The following is a 13601-nucleotide window of genomic DNA, read 5'->3' as shown; positions in this document are numbered from 1 at the left end:
GCGGCGCCCGGCCAGTGCCGGGAACCACGGAACCGGCCGCCCCGCACGGTGCCGGGGCGGCCGGTAGCCGGTCGGTCAGCCGATCTTGCGCCGGTAGACGACCATCGCCACCGCGTACGCGGCGACCAGGATGCCGACGCACCAGGCGAGCGCGATCCAGATGTCGTGGCCGACCGGCTGCCGGGCCAGCAACGCCCGGATCGCGTTCACGATCGAGGTGACCGGCTGGTTCTCGGCGAAGGCGCGGACCGGCCCGGGCATCGTGTCGGTGGGTACGAACGCCGAGCTGACGAACGGCAGGAAGATGATCGGGTAGGAGAACGCGGTCGCCCCGTCCGGGGAGGACGCGGACAGCCCGGCGATCACCGCGATCCAGGTCAGTGCGAGCGTGAACAGCACCAGGATGCCGACCACGGCGAGCCAGGCCGCAACCCCGGCCGGGGAGCGGAAGCCGATCGCGAAGCCGACCCCGACGATGATCGCCACCGAGACCAGGTTGGACACCAGCGAGGTCAGTACGTGTCCCCACAGCACCGAGGACCGGGCGATCGGCATCGAGTGGAACCGTTCGAAGATGCCGCCCTTGAGGTCGTTGAACAGCCGGAACGCGGTGTAGGAGATGCCGCTCGCGATCGCGATGAGCAGGATGCCGGGCATCAGGTAGTCGACGTAGTGGTCGGTGCCGGCCTGGATCGCGCCGCCGAACACGAAGACGAACAGCAGCATGAACCCGATCGGCATGATCGTGACGGTGATGATGGTGTCCAGGCTGCGGGTGATGTGCCGCATGGAGCGCCCGAGCATCACGCCGGTGTCGCTGAGGGTGTGGGTGGTCACGAGCGTTCCTCCTTCGTCGAAACATCCATCCGGCCGGTTCCCGCGCCGCGGGTGCCGCGCCGGTTCACGACTGCTTCTGCTTCTGGCGGGTGTCGTCGCCGTCGACGATCGCCAGGAAGATGTCCTCCAGCGTCGGCTGCCGCTCCACGTACTCCACCTGCGCCGGCGGTAGCAGCTGCCGCAGCTCGGCGAGCGTGCCGGAGACGATGATCGTGCCCTCGTGCAGGATCGCGATGCGGTCGGCGAGCTTCTCCGCCTCGTCCAGGTACTGGGTGGTCAGCAGCACCGTGGTCCCGCTGTCGGCGAGGTCCTGGATCACCTGCCAGACCTCCAGCCGGGCCTGCGGGTCCAGCCCGGTACTCGGCTCGTCGAGGAAGATCACCGCCGGGTCGCCGATGAGACTCATCGCGATGTCCAGCCGGCGGCGCATGCCGCCGGAGTAGGTCGCGACCCGCCGCCCGCCCGCCTCGGTGAGCCGGAACCGGTCGAGCAGCTCGTCGGCCACCCGGCGGGGGTCGGCGACTCGCCGCAGCCGCGCGATCATGACCAGGTTCTCCCGGCCGGTGAGGATCTCGTCCACCGCCGCGAACTGCCCGGTCAGGCTGATCGAGTCACGCACCTTGCCCGGCTGGTCGGTCACGTCGAGCCCGTTGACGCGCAGGACACCGTCGTCCGGCTCGAGCAGGGTGGCGAGGATGCGCACCACGGTGGTCTTGCCGGCACCGTTGGAGCCGAGCAGCGCGAAGATGCTCCCGCGCGGTACGTCGAAGTCGACGCCCTTGAGCACCTGGAGTTTCTGGTAGGACTTGCGCAGTCCCTTGACCTGGATAGCCGGCGCAGCAGTCATCGCCCCGACTCCTTTCTGGGTGGTCAGGTTCGTGGGGTGGTGGTGGGTCAGGCCCGGCCGAGCGCGATCTCGCCGTACGAGGTGCGGCACCGGACGGTGACCACCTCGTCGGACGGCGCCGGGCCGTCGGAGCTGTCGAGCGTGTTGTCGATCCGCCCGAACTTGGTCTCCAGGTCGAGCTTGGCGGCGCTGCCGTGGGCGAGACCGATCCGCAGGTTGCCGAACCCGGTCTCGGCGTCGACCCTGCCGCGGATCGCCCGTTCGATCTGGACCGATCCGGCCGCGGTGCGCGCCTGCACGCTGCCGCCGGCGTCGCCGATGGTGATGTTGCCGTTGGACGAGCGGACCTGGGCGTCCCCGGTGATCGCGTCGATCTCGGTCATCCCGTTGGAGTTCTTGACCACGGCGTTGCCGCCGAGGGCGCCGATCCGGATGGTGCCGGAGCCGGTGGACACCTCGGCGGTGCCGTCGATGCGGCCGATGTCGATGTCGCCGACGGTGCGGGCCCGCAGCGCACCGGTGCGCTCCAGCCGCAGCCGCCCGGTGCCGGACTTGACCTGGCAGTCGCCGAGCGTGCCGGTGGTGACGACGTCGCCCATCGTGGCGGAGCTGCGCACCGCGGATCCGGTGGGCAACTGGATGGTCACGTCGATCGACCAGGTCTTGTTGCTCCAGGAGATCCAGTTGCGCAGTCGGGTGCTGCGGATCCGCAGCACGCCGTCGGCGTACTCGACCCTGGCCTGTTCGGCGGCGCGCACGTTCGACTCGTCGTTCGGGTCGGTCGGTACCACCTCGACCACGGTGCTGGTGCGGTCGGTGGCGTGCACGGTGAGGTTGCCGACGAACAGGTCCGCGGTCACCGAGATGGGTTCGGGTGTGTCGTAGCTGGGCATGGCGGTCTCCGTTGCGGTACGTGGTGGGCGGTGCGGATGTCAGCGCACCCAGCCGGTTTGCCGTCGGTGCGAGCCGCGGCCGGGGGCGGCGTGGGTGGTGGGCGGTTCGGTGTCCTCCGCGGCCAGGGCGGCCGTGGCGGCCCGGGCCAGCCAGGCGTTGGCGGACCGGCCCTGCCGTGCTGCGGCCCGCTCGATGCGGTTCTTGAGTGACTCGGAGAGTCGAAGGTTGAGCCGAACCATCGGGCCGTCGGTGTCGTCGTCGACGATCGGTGCCGCCGGTGGTTCGGTCCCGGCGCCGGGCTGCTCGGTGGCCGGCGTGCTGACCGCGAACTCCGGCTCGCCGGCCCGCAACCGGACCTCGACCGAACCGGGGGCCAGGTCCTGGGTGATCTCGGCCGCCGCGGCGGACAGCGCGTCCAGCAGCGCCAGTCGCGCGGCCGGCTCCAGCGCCACGATCAGCCGATCGAGGAACGCGCGTGCCGCCGGATCCCCGGTCTCGGCCACGGCCACGAGCTGGTCGTGAAGCTGTCGGACGTAGGTGTTCAGCTCCATGACGTCAGCATGGCACATCGTTGACGTCATCACAAGTGCCAAATTGGCACGCCGGTGGATCGGTGTTGCCGTGGCGAGGTGGATCGGCGCGTCCGGGCCGCCCTCCCGGTTGCCGGGGCCTGGACTGTTTCCGCAGTTCAGTGTGGGTATCCCGGGTGGCAGTGCGACCGGGTCGGGGTGCGGGAAGGAGGCGCTGCGCCATTGGCACTCGATGGCACCCTCGGTGCCACCGGGGGTGGTGTCACCGCGGTCGCGGTGGCGTCGCCCGGCTCCTTCCTGGAACCGGGTCGCCGTCGGGTCCGTTCGGGCGCCCGCCCGGGAAGGCCGTACCGTTGCGCCGTGCAGACGATCATTCGCCCGCGCCGCGACGACGACCTGCCCGGCTGCGTCGCCGCGCTGCGCATCGTGCAGCGGCAGGACGCGTACCCGCTGGTGTGGCCCGCGGACCCGGTCGGCTGGCTGTGCCCGAACGGGGTGCTCGACGCCTGGGTGTGCACCATCGGCGACGAGGTGGTCGGCCAGCTGCTGCTGCGTGACGGCAGCGACCTGGAACTGCGGGACGCGGTCGCGGGCGCGGCCCGGCTTCCCGCGGCGCGGCTGGCGAGCGTCAGCCGGCTGTTCGTGGCGCCGCGGGCTCGCGGTACCGGCGCCGGGGCCCGGCTGATCGACACCGCGGTCGCCGCGGCGGCCGACCGTGGTCGCCGCTGCGCACTGGACGTGCTCGACGCCCGCTGGGGCGGTCCGACCGCGCTGTACGAGCGGCTCGGCTGGCGCCGGGTCGCCACCACGTCGGCGTCCTGGTGGACCGGCCCGGACGCGGACCGCCCGGTCGTGCACAGCTACCTCGCCCCGGACCGCACCCGGGTCGCCCCCTAAAGAGCGTGTCTTCATGGCTCCGCCCCGGCGCAGCCGGGTGGCTGGCCATGAAGACACGTCCTAGCTCCTCACGCGGACATCGCGACGGCCGGCGGGTCCCGTGGTGCCCGGCGGATGGCCGGCCCGACCGGCTCGGCGCCGACGCGGCGTGCGGGGTGGCTCTGCCCGGCGCGCCGGGCCCACCGCGGTGATCAGCGCTTGCGCAGCTCCTTGAAGCGGCGCTCGACGTCGGCGACGAACCAGTCCGGTACCTCGCCGGTGGCCCGCAGCCGGGCGCGCTCGTCCTTGTTCAGCGTGCGGGCCGCGTCGTCCACCGCGAACGCGTAGTCACCCAGCTTGCCGGTCATGGCGTGGCGCTGGTCATCGGCGACCATCGCGCCCCGGCTGCGCCCGCCGCCACCCAGGAAAGCCAAGATCAGCGCCGCGGTGCCAAGCACCCCGAGCCGACGGGCCACCGCGGCGAAGTGGTCGCGGACGGCCAGCCAGGCCAGTCGCTCGTCGGTGAGTCGGTGCGTCGTCGGTTGCGACATCGGAGTCCTTTCTGGGTGAGAGCGACGCGACGGTACCGGTCGGACTCCGTGTCGGGTACCGGCCGATCGGTCGATGACGTCGAAGACCGGTCGGGTCCACCCGCGGCGTCCGCTACCCCTTCCCGGGTGTGCAGGCCGAAGCCGACGGCCCATTGATAAACACCTGCTGAAGGAATGGTCGGGAGCTTTCGCCCGATCGCGCTTCGTGAATCGATTTGACCCCGTCCCGTGCGCAGTAGATAGTCAACATATGCGTAGCAAATCTCGCGAGAGCGAACCGGGAGTGCCGGTACGGCGGATCGCCGCGCTGTTCGTCGGTTACCGGCGGCGGCTCACCGGCCTGGTCGCGCTCCTGGTGCTGCAGGCCGGGGTGAGCGTCAGCGCGCCGTTCCTGCTCCGGGAGATCCTGGACCGGGCGATACCGGAACGGGACGTACCGTTGCTGAGCCTGCTCGCGCTCGGCATGCTCGCCTCGGCCGCCGGTACCGCGATGCTGTCGGCCGTCACCAACCGGCTGTCGAACGTGATCGGCCAGGGCATCATGCACGACGTCCGGGTCGCGGTGTACGAGCACCTGCAACGGATGTCGCTCGGCTACTTCACCAGGACCCGCGCCGGCGCCACGCTGTCCCGCATCACCAGCGACATCGCCGGCGTCGACGCGGTGCTGACCAACACCGTCACCGCGATGGTCCAAAGTGGAGTGTCGGCGCTCGCGGTGGCGGTCGCGCTGGTGGTACTCGACTGGCAGCTGGCACTGGTCGCGCTCGTGGTGGTGCCCGGGATGCTGCTGCTCACGCCCCGGCTGGGACGCCGCCGGCGGGCCGTGGCCGGCCACCGGCAACGACGCATCAGCGGGCTGACCGCACTGACCAGCGAGTCCCTGTCGGTGTCCGGCATCCTGCTGGCGAAGACGATGGGCAACCGGGACGAGCTGCGCGACCGGTTCGTGGCCGAGTCGCGCGAGGTTTCTCGGCTGGAGATCGCCGCGTCGATGATGGGGCGCTGGTCGACGGCGTCCCGCCGGGCCAGCCTGGTCGCGGTCCCCGCCGTCGTGTACTGGCTGGCCGGCGTCCAGTTCGCGCACGGCATCCACCCGAGCACGCTGGGCACCGTGGTCGCCTTCACCAGCATGCTGAACCGGCTGGTCTCGCCGATCGGCACCATGCAGGGCATCGGCCAGGGTGTGTCCGCCTCGATGGCGCTGTTCACCCGCATCTTCGAGGTGCTCGACCTGCCCGTCGACATCGCCGAGGCACCCGGTGCGACTCCGCTCGCGGTCGCCGGCGCGGCCGAGGTGGCGCTGCGCGACGTCTGGTTCCGCTACGGCGACGACGACCGCGACGACTGGACGTTGCGGGGCATCGACCTGACCGTACCGGCGGGCCGCCGGCTGGCGATCGTCGGCGCCACCGGTTCCGGCAAGACCACCCTGGCGTACCTGATCGCCCGGCTCTACGACCCGCAGCGCGGTGCGGTGACCATCGGCGGTACCGACGTGCGGGCGGCCACGCTCGACTCGCTCGCCGCCGTGGTCGGGCTGGTGTCCCAGGAGACGTACCTGTTCCACGACACGGTCGCGGCCAACCTGCGGTTCGCCCGGCCGGATGCCAGCGACGCCGACCTGGTGGCCGCGTGCCGGGCGGCGCGGGTGCACGACGCGATCGCCGCGCTGCCCGACGGGTACGACACGGTCGTCGGTGAGCGCGGCTTCCGCTTCTCCGGCGGTGAGCGGCAGCGGCTCGCCATCGCCCGGGTGCTGCTGCGCGACCCGCCGGTACTGATCCTGGACGAGGCGACGAGCGCGCTGGACACCGGTACCGAACGCGAGGTGCAGCTGGCGCTCGACGCGGCGGCCGCCGGCCGTACCACCATCGCCATCGCACACCGGCTGTCCACCGTCCGGGACGCGGACGAGATCGTCGTCCTGCACGCCGGTTCGATCGTCGAACGCGGCCGGCATGCCGAGCTGGTCGCCGCCGGTGGCCGGTACGCGTCGCTGGTCGCGTCCGGGCACGCCGCGGCGCCCTGATCCGGCCCGCCGGCGTGTGCGGTGGGTGGCCGGCGCGGCGGCTAGGCTCGCGGACATGGCAAGGGTCGGGCCGGATCGGGCCAGCGTGGCGGCGGCGGACCGGGTGCTGGCCGGGGTGAGCCGGCTCGGCAGCCGGATGCGAGCCGAGCGGCCACGGACCGGGCTGTCACTGGCCGTGCTCGGGGTGTTGCTGCGGCTGTCGGTGCGCGGCACCATGACCACCGGCGGGCTGGCGGCCTCGCTGAGGGTGGCGCCGCAGTCGATGACCCGGATCGTGGCGGGGATGGCCGAGAACGGTCTCATCGAGCGCGGCCCCGACCCGAACGACCGGCGGCAGATCCTGGTCTCCCTGACCGAGACCGGCCGCCGCGTGTTCGACGAGGACACCCGGGCCCGGCGAGCCTGGCTCGCGGCGGCGATGGATGCCGAGCTGACCACCGCCGAGCGTGACCTGCTGCGCGTCGCCGGTGACCTGATGGTCCGGCTCGCCGACTGGGAGCCACCGACCCACTGACCGCTGCGGCCGGATGCACCGGCCGGTGTGCTCGGTGGCCGAATCGGTCGTTCGGTCCGGTCTCATCCCTGTCGACCAGGCGTTTCACCGCCGGTCGGTCGCCCCCGGGGCAGCTGGTCCGGGAGCCGGGGGTGGGCGCCGACGCGGGTGTCGCCGCGGCGCGGCAGGATGGAGGCGGCGCGTGTGGGAGGTGGCCAGGCTCAGATGGCGGGTCGGATCGTGGCGGCGGACATCGCCGCAGTACGGGAACGGGTGTCGATCGTCGAGGTCATCGGCGGTCAGGTGACGCTGCGTCCGGCCGGTGGCGGCAACCTCAAGGGCCTGTGCCCGTTCCACGAGGAGAAGTCGCCGAGCTTCAACGTCACCCCGCAGCGCGGGGTCTTCTACTGCTTCGGCTGCGGCAAGGGCGGCGACGCGATCAGTTTCCTGATGGAGACCGATCACCTCACCTTCTCCGAGTCGGTCGAGCGGCTCGCCGGCATGGTCGGCATCACCCTGCGGTACGAGGAGTCGGGTGACGGTGGGCCCCGGCGCCGGGAGGACACCGGCAGCCGTCGCACGCTGGTCGCCGCGCACGCCGACGCCGCCGCGTTCTACGCCGAGCAGCTCGGCTCGCCCGGCGCCCGGACCGCGCGGGAGTTTCTCGCGCAGCGCGGGTTCGACCGGGACGCGGCGCTGCGGTTCGGCTGCGGCTTCGCCCCGACTCGTGGGACGCGCTGGGCAAGCACCTGCGCGCCAAGGGGTACCAGGCGAAGGACCTGATCACCGCCGGGCTGATCCGGGAGGCCCGGTCCGGCAACCTGATCGACCGGTTTCGCGGCCGGCTGATCTGGCCGATCAAGGACCTGTCCGGCGACGTGGTCGGGTTCGGCGCGCGCAAGCTGTTCGACCACGACGACGGCCCGAAGTACCTGAACACGCCGGAGACGCCGATCTACAAGAAGTCGCACGTGCTGTACGGCATCGACCAGGCCAAGCGGGAGATCGCCAAGCAGAACAAGGCGGTGATCGTGGAGGGCTACACCGACGTGATGGCCTGCCACCTCGCCGGCGTACCGACCGCGGTCGCCACCTGCGGTACCGCGTTCGGCGACGGGCACATCTCGGTGCTGCGGCGGCTGCTGCTGGACTCCGACGCCGGCACCATCGTGTTCACCTTCGACGGCGACGCGGCGGGTCAGAAGGCGGCGCTGCGGGCGTTCTCGGACGACCACAAGTTCGCCGCCCGCAGCATGGTCGCGATCGGCGGGGACAACATGGACCCGTGCGAGCTGCGGCTGGCGAAGGGCGACGCGGCGGTCCGCGACCTGATCGCGGACAGCGAACGCCTGATCAACTTCGCGCTGCGCACCACCGTGCAGGGCTACGACCTGGACAGCGCCGAGGGTCAGGCCGGTGCGCTGCGGGCCGGGGCCCGGATGGTCGCCGACATCAAGCAGCGCGACCTGCGGGACCGGTACGTGGGGTTCCTCGCCCGGCACGTCGGGGTCGACACCGAGGAGGCCCGGGCCGCGGTCGCGGACGCGTTGCGGCACGGTGGCCGGCGGCCCGACGCCGGCGGCCGGCCGGGCCGCCCGGCGGCACCGAGCGCGGTGCCGAACTCGCGGCGGGCCCTGGTCGAGCGGGAGGCGCTGAAGCTCGCCGTGCAGCACCCGCAGCTCGCCGGGCCGCTGTTCGACGCCGTCGACGCCACCCCGTACGGGCACCCGGTGCACGCCGCGGTCCGGGAGGCCATCGCGGCGGCCGGGGGAGCGGCGAGCGCCGGCGGTGGACCGACCTGGATCGAGCAGGTCCGTTCGGGCTGCGTCGACCTGGCCGGCCAGGCGCTGGTCACCGAGCTGGCGGTCGAGCCGCTGCGCTACGACGGCGACCCCGACCCGCGGTACGTGTCGATCACGCTCGCCTCGCTGCAGCTGCCGGTCATCGAGGAGCGGATCAAGGCGGTCAAGTCGAAGCTGCAGCGCACCAATCCGGTGCAGCACAAGGACGAGTACCTGTCGCTGTTCGGTGAGGTGGCGTCGCTGGAGCAGCACGCGCAGGCGTTGCGCGAGCAGGCCACCGGGGGTTGTGATGGGACTTTTCGCGCGGATCCGGCGAAGCCGCCTGCCGGCCGAGGCGAAGCGGCCGTTCGAGGCCGCCGAACGCCTGGTCGCCTGGGCGCCGGTCGCCGGCGGGCATTCGGCCGGCGGAACTGCCGGCGACGGCTACCTGGTGGCCACCGACCGCGGGCTGTGGCTGCCGGGACACCACGACCGGCTCGGCTGGCACGAGATCCACAAGGCCACCTGGTCCGGCCGGCAGCTGACGGTGATCCCGGCGCGGCTGGTCCGGTCCGCGGGCGAGGCGCCGGACGCGCCGGCCGACGTGTTCGCCGACGACGAGCCGCTGGTCTACCGGATCGACGACCCGGGCGAGCTGCCGTACCAGATCCGGGTCCGGGTGACGAAGAGCGTCGCGTTCTCCACCCACCACGAGCTGCCGAACGGCGGCGTCCGGGTGGTGGCCCGGCGCATCCCCGGCCGCGACGGGCTGCACTGGGCGCTGCGGTACGACGAGGGCACCGCGGTGATCGGACCGGATCACGACGTGGTCGCCGGTTACCTGGCCCAGGCCCGCAACGCCGCCGAGACCGGCTGACCGGCGCGCCGACGACCCGCCCGGACTCCGCCCGCTCAGTCCCGGGGGCCGGGACTGAGCGGCTCAGTCCCGGGGGACCGGGACGACGGTCTCGGTGACCGGGCGCCGGGCGGTCCGGGCCCGCGGCGGCTGCTCCGGGCTGGCGACCCCAGCCGCAACACCAGATAGGGCGCGCCCAGCCCGGACAGCACCTCGCGGGCGATCAGCTGGCGGGTGGCCAGTACCTCGATCGGGTCGGAGTAGGGCGACACGGCGAGGTCGAGGCGTACGACGCTCAGCAGTACCGCGCCGAGCGCCTCGCCGCCGCGCAGCCAGTGCGCCGGATCGTCCCGGTCGCCGAACAGCACCGCATACCTCGCGTACCGGTCGGCGAGCTCCGGTTCGTCGGGCAGGCCGGTGTCCCGGTCCGGGTCGAACTCGCGGATCGGTACGCGCCGCGCGGCCGGTTCCGGCAGCACGCCGGCGGGCAGCCCCTCGCCGCTGTCGACCCCGCGGTGCGTCCAGTCGTGCAGTTCGCGCCGGTATGCCGGCTCCGACTGCTCGACCTCGGCGGCCTGGCTGACCGCCATCGTGACCGTGGTCACCTGATCGGGCCGCACCAGGTGCAGATGCGCGCCGCCGGCGTCGGCCGCCGCGGCCAGCTCCTGCAACGCCTCGTCGCTCGGCGCGCGGTCGGCGAACGGCCGCCGGTCCATGTGCCGGATCAGCATCGACTGGTAGTCCCGGGTGTCCTCGGCGCTCGCCCCCGTCGCACCGCCCAGCGTGATGCGGGCCAGCAGGTCCTCGTCGTCCGGGTCGGGCAGCCGCAGCACGTCCGGTAGGTACCCGGCGGCGCGCAGCGCGACCTGGGCGTGCTGCAACGCGACGCCGCAGGACAGCGTCAGCGACCGCCCGTCCGGGTCGGTGGCGGTCAGCTGCCGGGTGCGGTCGGCGTACAGCTCGGTGTCGCGCTCGTGCACCAGCCACTGCCACGGCTGCGTGTTGTGGATGGACGGGGCGAGCGAGGCGATCGCCGCCGCCTCACGCAGGATCGACTGCGGGTCGCGTGCCTGACCGGCCATGCGGCCAAGCTACCCAACCGCCCCGCCCCGCGTGGCGGTTCGCGCCAGCCGGTCGGCGCGGCTCGCGGTCCCCGCGGTCGCTGCGGCCGGCCGGGCGCCGGCCCCACGGCGCCCGGCTCGGGCACCCGCCTCCGGCACCCGCCTCGGGCACCCGCCTCCGGCGCCCGGCTCCGGCGCCCGGCTCCGGCGCCCGGCTCCGGCGCCCGCCTCCGGCACGGGGCCGACCGGTACCGGTCGGCGGCCGGCGGCGGCGAAAGGTGTCGGATTGTGTCGGGGGTGGGCGATAGGGTCCGGGCATGTCCACCCCTGACCTGATGATCTCGGCAACCGGTCTGGTGAAGCGGTTCGGCTCGTTCACCGCGGTGGCCGGCATCGACGTGGGCGTGCGGCGCGGCGAGGCGTTCGGTTTCCTCGGCCCGAACGGAGCGGGCAAGAGCTCCACCATGCGCATGATCGGGTGCGTGTCGCCGCCGTCCGCCGGCAGCCTGCGCATCCTCGGGCTGGACGCGGCCACGCACGGCCCCGCGATCCGGTCCCGGCTCGGCGTCGTCCCGCAGCAGGACTCGCTCGACGTCGAGCTGTCGCTGGCCGAGAACCTCACGGTGTACGCGCGCTACTTCGGCATCTCGCGCCAGGTGGCCCGCGACCGGGCGGCCGAGCTGCTGGAGTTCGTGCAGCTGGCCGACCGGGCCGACAGCAAGGTCGAGCCGCTGTCCGGTGGCATGAAGCGCCGGCTCACGATCGCCCGCGCCCTGGTCAACGAGCCCGACCTGGTGCTGCTGGACGAGCCGACCACCGGCCTCGACCCGCAGGCCCGCCACCTGGTCTGGGAGCGGCTCTACCGGTTGAAGCAGCGCGGCGTCACCCTGGTGCTGACCACGCACTACATGGACGAGGCCGAGCAGCTGTGCGATCGGCTGGTGGTGATGGACGCCGGCCGCATCGTCGCCGAGGGCTCCCCGTCCCAGCTGATCGCGCGCTACTCCAGCCGCGAGGTGGTGGAGCTGCGGTTCGGCCTGGACGACCTGGCCGGGCCGGCCGGCGCCGAGCTGGTCAAGGCGCTCGACGGGCTCGCCGACCGGATCGAGGCGCTGCCCGACCGGCTGCTGCTCTACACCGACGACGGCGACGCGACGACCGCCGCGGTGGCCGCCCGCAGCATCGAGCCGACCTCCGTGCTGGTCCGCCGCAGCACCCTGGAGGACGTCTTCCTGCACCTGACCGGCCGGACCCTGGTGGACTGATGACGACCGCCATCGTCGCGCCGGGCCGCGGTGCCCTGCACGTGTTCGCCTACCACCTGATCGGCTACCGCCGGACCTGGTGGGGCACCGCGTTCTCCAGCTTCCTGCTGCCGCTGATCTACCTGGCCGGCATCGGCCTCGGGGTGGGCGGCTACGTCGACCGGGGCCACCACCTCGGCGTCGACTACCTGAGTTTCCTCGCGCCCGGTGTGCTCGCCGCGACCGGTCTCAGCATCGCCATCGACGAGTCGATGTACCGGGTCTACTCCCAGTTCGCCTGGGACCGCACCTACGAGGGGATGCTGAACACGCCGCTGCGCATCGTCGACATCGTGCTCGGCCAGCTGGCCTTCGTGGTGTTCCGCGCGCTGGTCGCGGTGACGGTGTTCCTGCTGGTGATGACCGCCTTCGGGACGGTGCACTCGGGTTGGGCGGTGGGCGTGCTGCCGACCGCGATGCTGCTCGCGCTGGCCTGCGCGGCGCCGACGTTCGCGTTCACCGCGACGCAGCACACCGACTCCAGCTTCGCGGTGCTCACCCGGTTCGTCGTGATTCCGGTGCAGCTGTTCTCCGGCGTGTTCTTCCCGGTCGCCCAGCTGCCCGCCGGGGTCCGGATCCTCGCCTGGCTCTCGCCGCTGTGGCACGGTGTCGAGGTGTGCCGGTCGCTGACCCTCGGCACCGCACGGCCGTGGCCGGTGCTCGGGCATCTCGGCTACCTCGCGGTCTGGTCGGCGGTCGGCCTGGTGCTCGCGCACCGCGCGTTCCGCCGCAGGCTGGTGGTCTGATGCTGACCACGCTGCTGCTGCGGGTCTCGCCGCGTCGGGCCGGCGCCGTCGTCGAGCGCAACGTCTTGGTGCACCGGCGCGGCTGGGTGGTGCTCGCGTCCGGCTTCTTCGAACCGCTGCTCTACCTGCTGTCGCTGGGGATCGGGCTCGGTGCGCTGGTCGGCCGGGTGCCGTTCGCCGGCGGTACGGTCGCCTATCCCGTCTTCCTCGCCCCGGCGATGCTCGCCGTGCAGGCGATGAACGCGGCGCTGACCGAGACCACGTTCAACGTGTTCGGCAAGCTCAAGTACATGCGGCTGTACGACGCGGTGCTCGCCACCCCGGTCACGCCGCTGGAGCTGGCGCTCGGCGAGATCGGCTGGTGCCTGGCCCGCTCCGGGCTCTACTCCGGGGTGTTCCTCGGGCTGATGGCGTTGCTCGGGCTCACCCCGTCCGGGTGGGCGATCCTCGCCTGGCCGGCGGCGATCCTGATCGGGTTCGCCTTCGCCGCGTTGGGGATGGCGCTGACCACGTTCCTGCGCAGCTGGCAGGACTTCGACTACGTGATGATCATCATGATGGTGATGTTCATGTTCGCCGGCACCTTCACGCCGCTCGATGCGTACCCGGCGTGGGCCCGGCCGCTGGTCGAGCTGACCCCGCTGTACCACGGGGTCGCGATCACCCGCGGCCTGTCGCTCGGCCGGCTCGACCTGGCCATGCTCGGCCACGCCGGATACCTGGTCGGCTGCTGCGTCGTCGGGCTCTGGGTCGCCGCTCGTCGGCTGGGCCGCCTCCTGCAGCCCTGACGCGG

At 72.7% G+C, this 13601-nt stretch carries 12 protein-coding genes and 1 pseudogene; 7 read left to right on the top strand and 6 right to left on the bottom strand.

All coding sequences use genetic code 11. The features are described from left to right. Positions 1 to 75: 75 nt before the first annotated feature. The 4 genes from Athai_RS19745 to Athai_RS19730 all read right to left on the bottom strand — a co-directional run bounded on the left by Athai_RS19745 (position 76) and on the right by Athai_RS19730 (position 3129). Positions 76 to 804, bottom strand: a complete 729-nt coding sequence (locus tag Athai_RS19745; protein ID WP_203965934.1) for an ABC transporter permease — start codon at positions 802 to 804, stop codon at positions 76 to 78. 97 nt (positions 805 to 901) lie between these two features. Then, a complete protein-coding gene (locus tag Athai_RS19740) occupies positions 902 to 1684 on the bottom strand; it encodes an ABC transporter ATP-binding protein (protein WP_203962869.1) in 783 nt (260 codons plus the stop codon). 47 nt (positions 1685 to 1731) lie between these two features. After that, the gene (locus Athai_RS19735; RefSeq protein ID WP_203962868.1) at positions 1732 to 2577 is read right to left on the bottom strand and encodes a DUF4097 family beta strand repeat-containing protein; all 846 of its coding nucleotides are present in this window, start codon (positions 2575 to 2577) and stop codon (positions 1732 to 1734) included. A gap of 39 nt (positions 2578 to 2616) precedes the next feature. Further along, positions 2617 to 3129: a toxin-antitoxin system HicB family antitoxin gene (locus tag Athai_RS19730; protein ID WP_203962867.1), complete on the bottom strand. Its 513-nt coding sequence runs from the start codon at positions 3127 to 3129 to the stop codon at positions 2617 to 2619. Positions 3130 to 3468: 339 nt separating this feature from the next. Between Athai_RS19730 and Athai_RS19725 the strand changes: the two genes are divergently transcribed. After that, positions 3469 to 4005 carry a GNAT family N-acetyltransferase gene (locus tag Athai_RS19725; protein WP_203962866.1) on the top strand — a complete coding sequence of 179 codons (537 nt, stop codon included), beginning with the start codon at positions 3469 to 3471 and terminating at the stop codon, positions 4003 to 4005. Between the two features lie 191 nt (positions 4006 to 4196). Here the strand turns inward: Athai_RS19725 and Athai_RS19720 are convergent, their stop codons facing one another. Continuing rightward, on the bottom strand, positions 4197 to 4535 hold the full coding sequence (locus Athai_RS19720; protein ID WP_203962865.1) for a hypothetical protein: 339 nt from the start codon (positions 4533 to 4535) through the stop codon (positions 4197 to 4199). 250 nt (positions 4536 to 4785) lie between these two features. Between Athai_RS19720 and Athai_RS19715 the strand changes: the two genes are divergently transcribed. From Athai_RS19715 to dnaG, 3 genes and pseudogenes are all read left to right on the top strand, one after another. Further along, positions 4786 to 6567, top strand: coding sequence for an ABC transporter ATP-binding protein (locus Athai_RS19715; RefSeq protein ID WP_203962864.1), 1782 nt, complete (start codon positions 4786 to 4788; stop codon positions 6565 to 6567). A gap of 55 nt (positions 6568 to 6622) precedes the next feature. Further along, complete coding sequence (locus tag Athai_RS19710; RefSeq protein WP_203962863.1) at positions 6623 to 7081, top strand: MarR family winged helix-turn-helix transcriptional regulator; 459 nt, start codon at positions 6623 to 6625, stop codon at positions 7079 to 7081. Between the two features lie 168 nt (positions 7082 to 7249). Continuing rightward, positions 7250 to 9147: pseudogene (gene dnaG, locus Athai_RS19705) on the top strand (DNA primase); the annotation flags it as partial. 606 nt (positions 9148 to 9753) lie between these two features. Here dnaG and Athai_RS19700 read toward each other — a convergent pair. Further along, positions 9754 to 10779 carry an Acg family FMN-binding oxidoreductase gene (locus tag Athai_RS19700; protein WP_203962862.1) on the bottom strand — a complete coding sequence of 342 codons (1026 nt, stop codon included), beginning with the start codon at positions 10777 to 10779 and terminating at the stop codon, positions 9754 to 9756. Positions 10780 to 11075: 296 nt separating this feature from the next. On the opposite strand from Athai_RS19700, the gene Athai_RS19695 reads away from it, so the two are divergent. From Athai_RS19695 to Athai_RS19685, 3 genes are read left to right on the top strand one after another with little or no spacing between them, the layout of a single operon-like run. Beyond that, the gene (locus Athai_RS19695) at positions 11076 to 12023 is read left to right on the top strand and encodes an ABC transporter ATP-binding protein (RefSeq protein WP_203962861.1); all 948 of its coding nucleotides are present in this window, start codon (positions 11076 to 11078) and stop codon (positions 12021 to 12023) included. After that, the gene (locus Athai_RS19690; protein WP_203962860.1) at positions 12023 to 12808 is read left to right on the top strand and encodes an ABC transporter permease; all 786 of its coding nucleotides are present in this window, start codon (positions 12023 to 12025) and stop codon (positions 12806 to 12808) included. The genes Athai_RS19695 and Athai_RS19690 overlap by 1 nt, the downstream gene beginning before the upstream one ends. Continuing rightward, positions 12808 to 13596, top strand: a complete 789-nt coding sequence (locus Athai_RS19685; RefSeq protein ID WP_203962859.1) for an ABC transporter permease — start codon at positions 12808 to 12810, stop codon at positions 13594 to 13596. Before Athai_RS19690 ends, Athai_RS19685 begins: the two co-directional genes overlap by 1 nt. Positions 13597 to 13601: the final 5 nt, after the last annotated feature.

The sequence above is a fragment of the Actinocatenispora thailandica genome (assembly GCF_016865425.1).
In the GTDB taxonomy this organism is placed as follows: Bacteria; Actinomycetota; Actinomycetes; order Mycobacteriales; family Micromonosporaceae; genus Actinocatenispora; species Actinocatenispora thailandica.
This window is presented reverse-complemented; position numbering and strand designations above follow the sequence as displayed.

Bases quoted from the DNA above. Each gene is read 5' to 3' on its own strand.
- Athai_RS19730 (WP_203962867.1), bottom strand. From the start codon at position 3,129: ATGGAGCTGAACACCTACGTCCGACAGCTTCACGACCAGCTCGTGGCC.
- Athai_RS19745 (WP_203965934.1), bottom strand. From the start codon at position 804: ATGCTCGGGCGCTCCATGCGGCACATCACCCGCAGCCTGGACACCATC.
- Athai_RS19695 (WP_203962861.1), top strand. From the start codon at position 11,076: ATGTCCACCCCTGACCTGATGATCTCGGCAACCGGTCTGGTGAAGCGG.
- Athai_RS19715 (WP_203962864.1), top strand. From the start codon at position 4,786: ATGCGTAGCAAATCTCGCGAGAGCGAACCGGGAGTGCCGGTACGGCGG.
- Athai_RS19710 (WP_203962863.1), top strand. From the start codon at position 6,623: ATGGCAAGGGTCGGGCCGGATCGGGCCAGCGTGGCGGCGGCGGACCGG.
- Athai_RS19685 (WP_203962859.1), top strand. From the start codon at position 12,808: ATGCTGACCACGCTGCTGCTGCGGGTCTCGCCGCGTCGGGCCGGCGCC.
- Athai_RS19735 (WP_203962868.1), bottom strand. From the start codon at position 2,577: ATGCCCAGCTACGACACACCCGAACCCATCTCGGTGACCGCGGACCTG.
- Athai_RS19700 (WP_203962862.1), bottom strand. From the start codon at position 10,779: ATGGCCGGTCAGGCACGCGACCCGCAGTCGATCCTGCGTGAGGCGGCG.
- Athai_RS19690 (WP_203962860.1), top strand. From the start codon at position 12,023: ATGACGACCGCCATCGTCGCGCCGGGCCGCGGTGCCCTGCACGTGTTC.
- Athai_RS19740 (WP_203962869.1), bottom strand. From the start codon at position 1,684: ATGACTGCTGCGCCGGCTATCCAGGTCAAGGGACTGCGCAAGTCCTAC.
- Athai_RS19720 (WP_203962865.1), bottom strand. From the start codon at position 4,535: ATGTCGCAACCGACGACGCACCGACTCACCGACGAGCGACTGGCCTGG.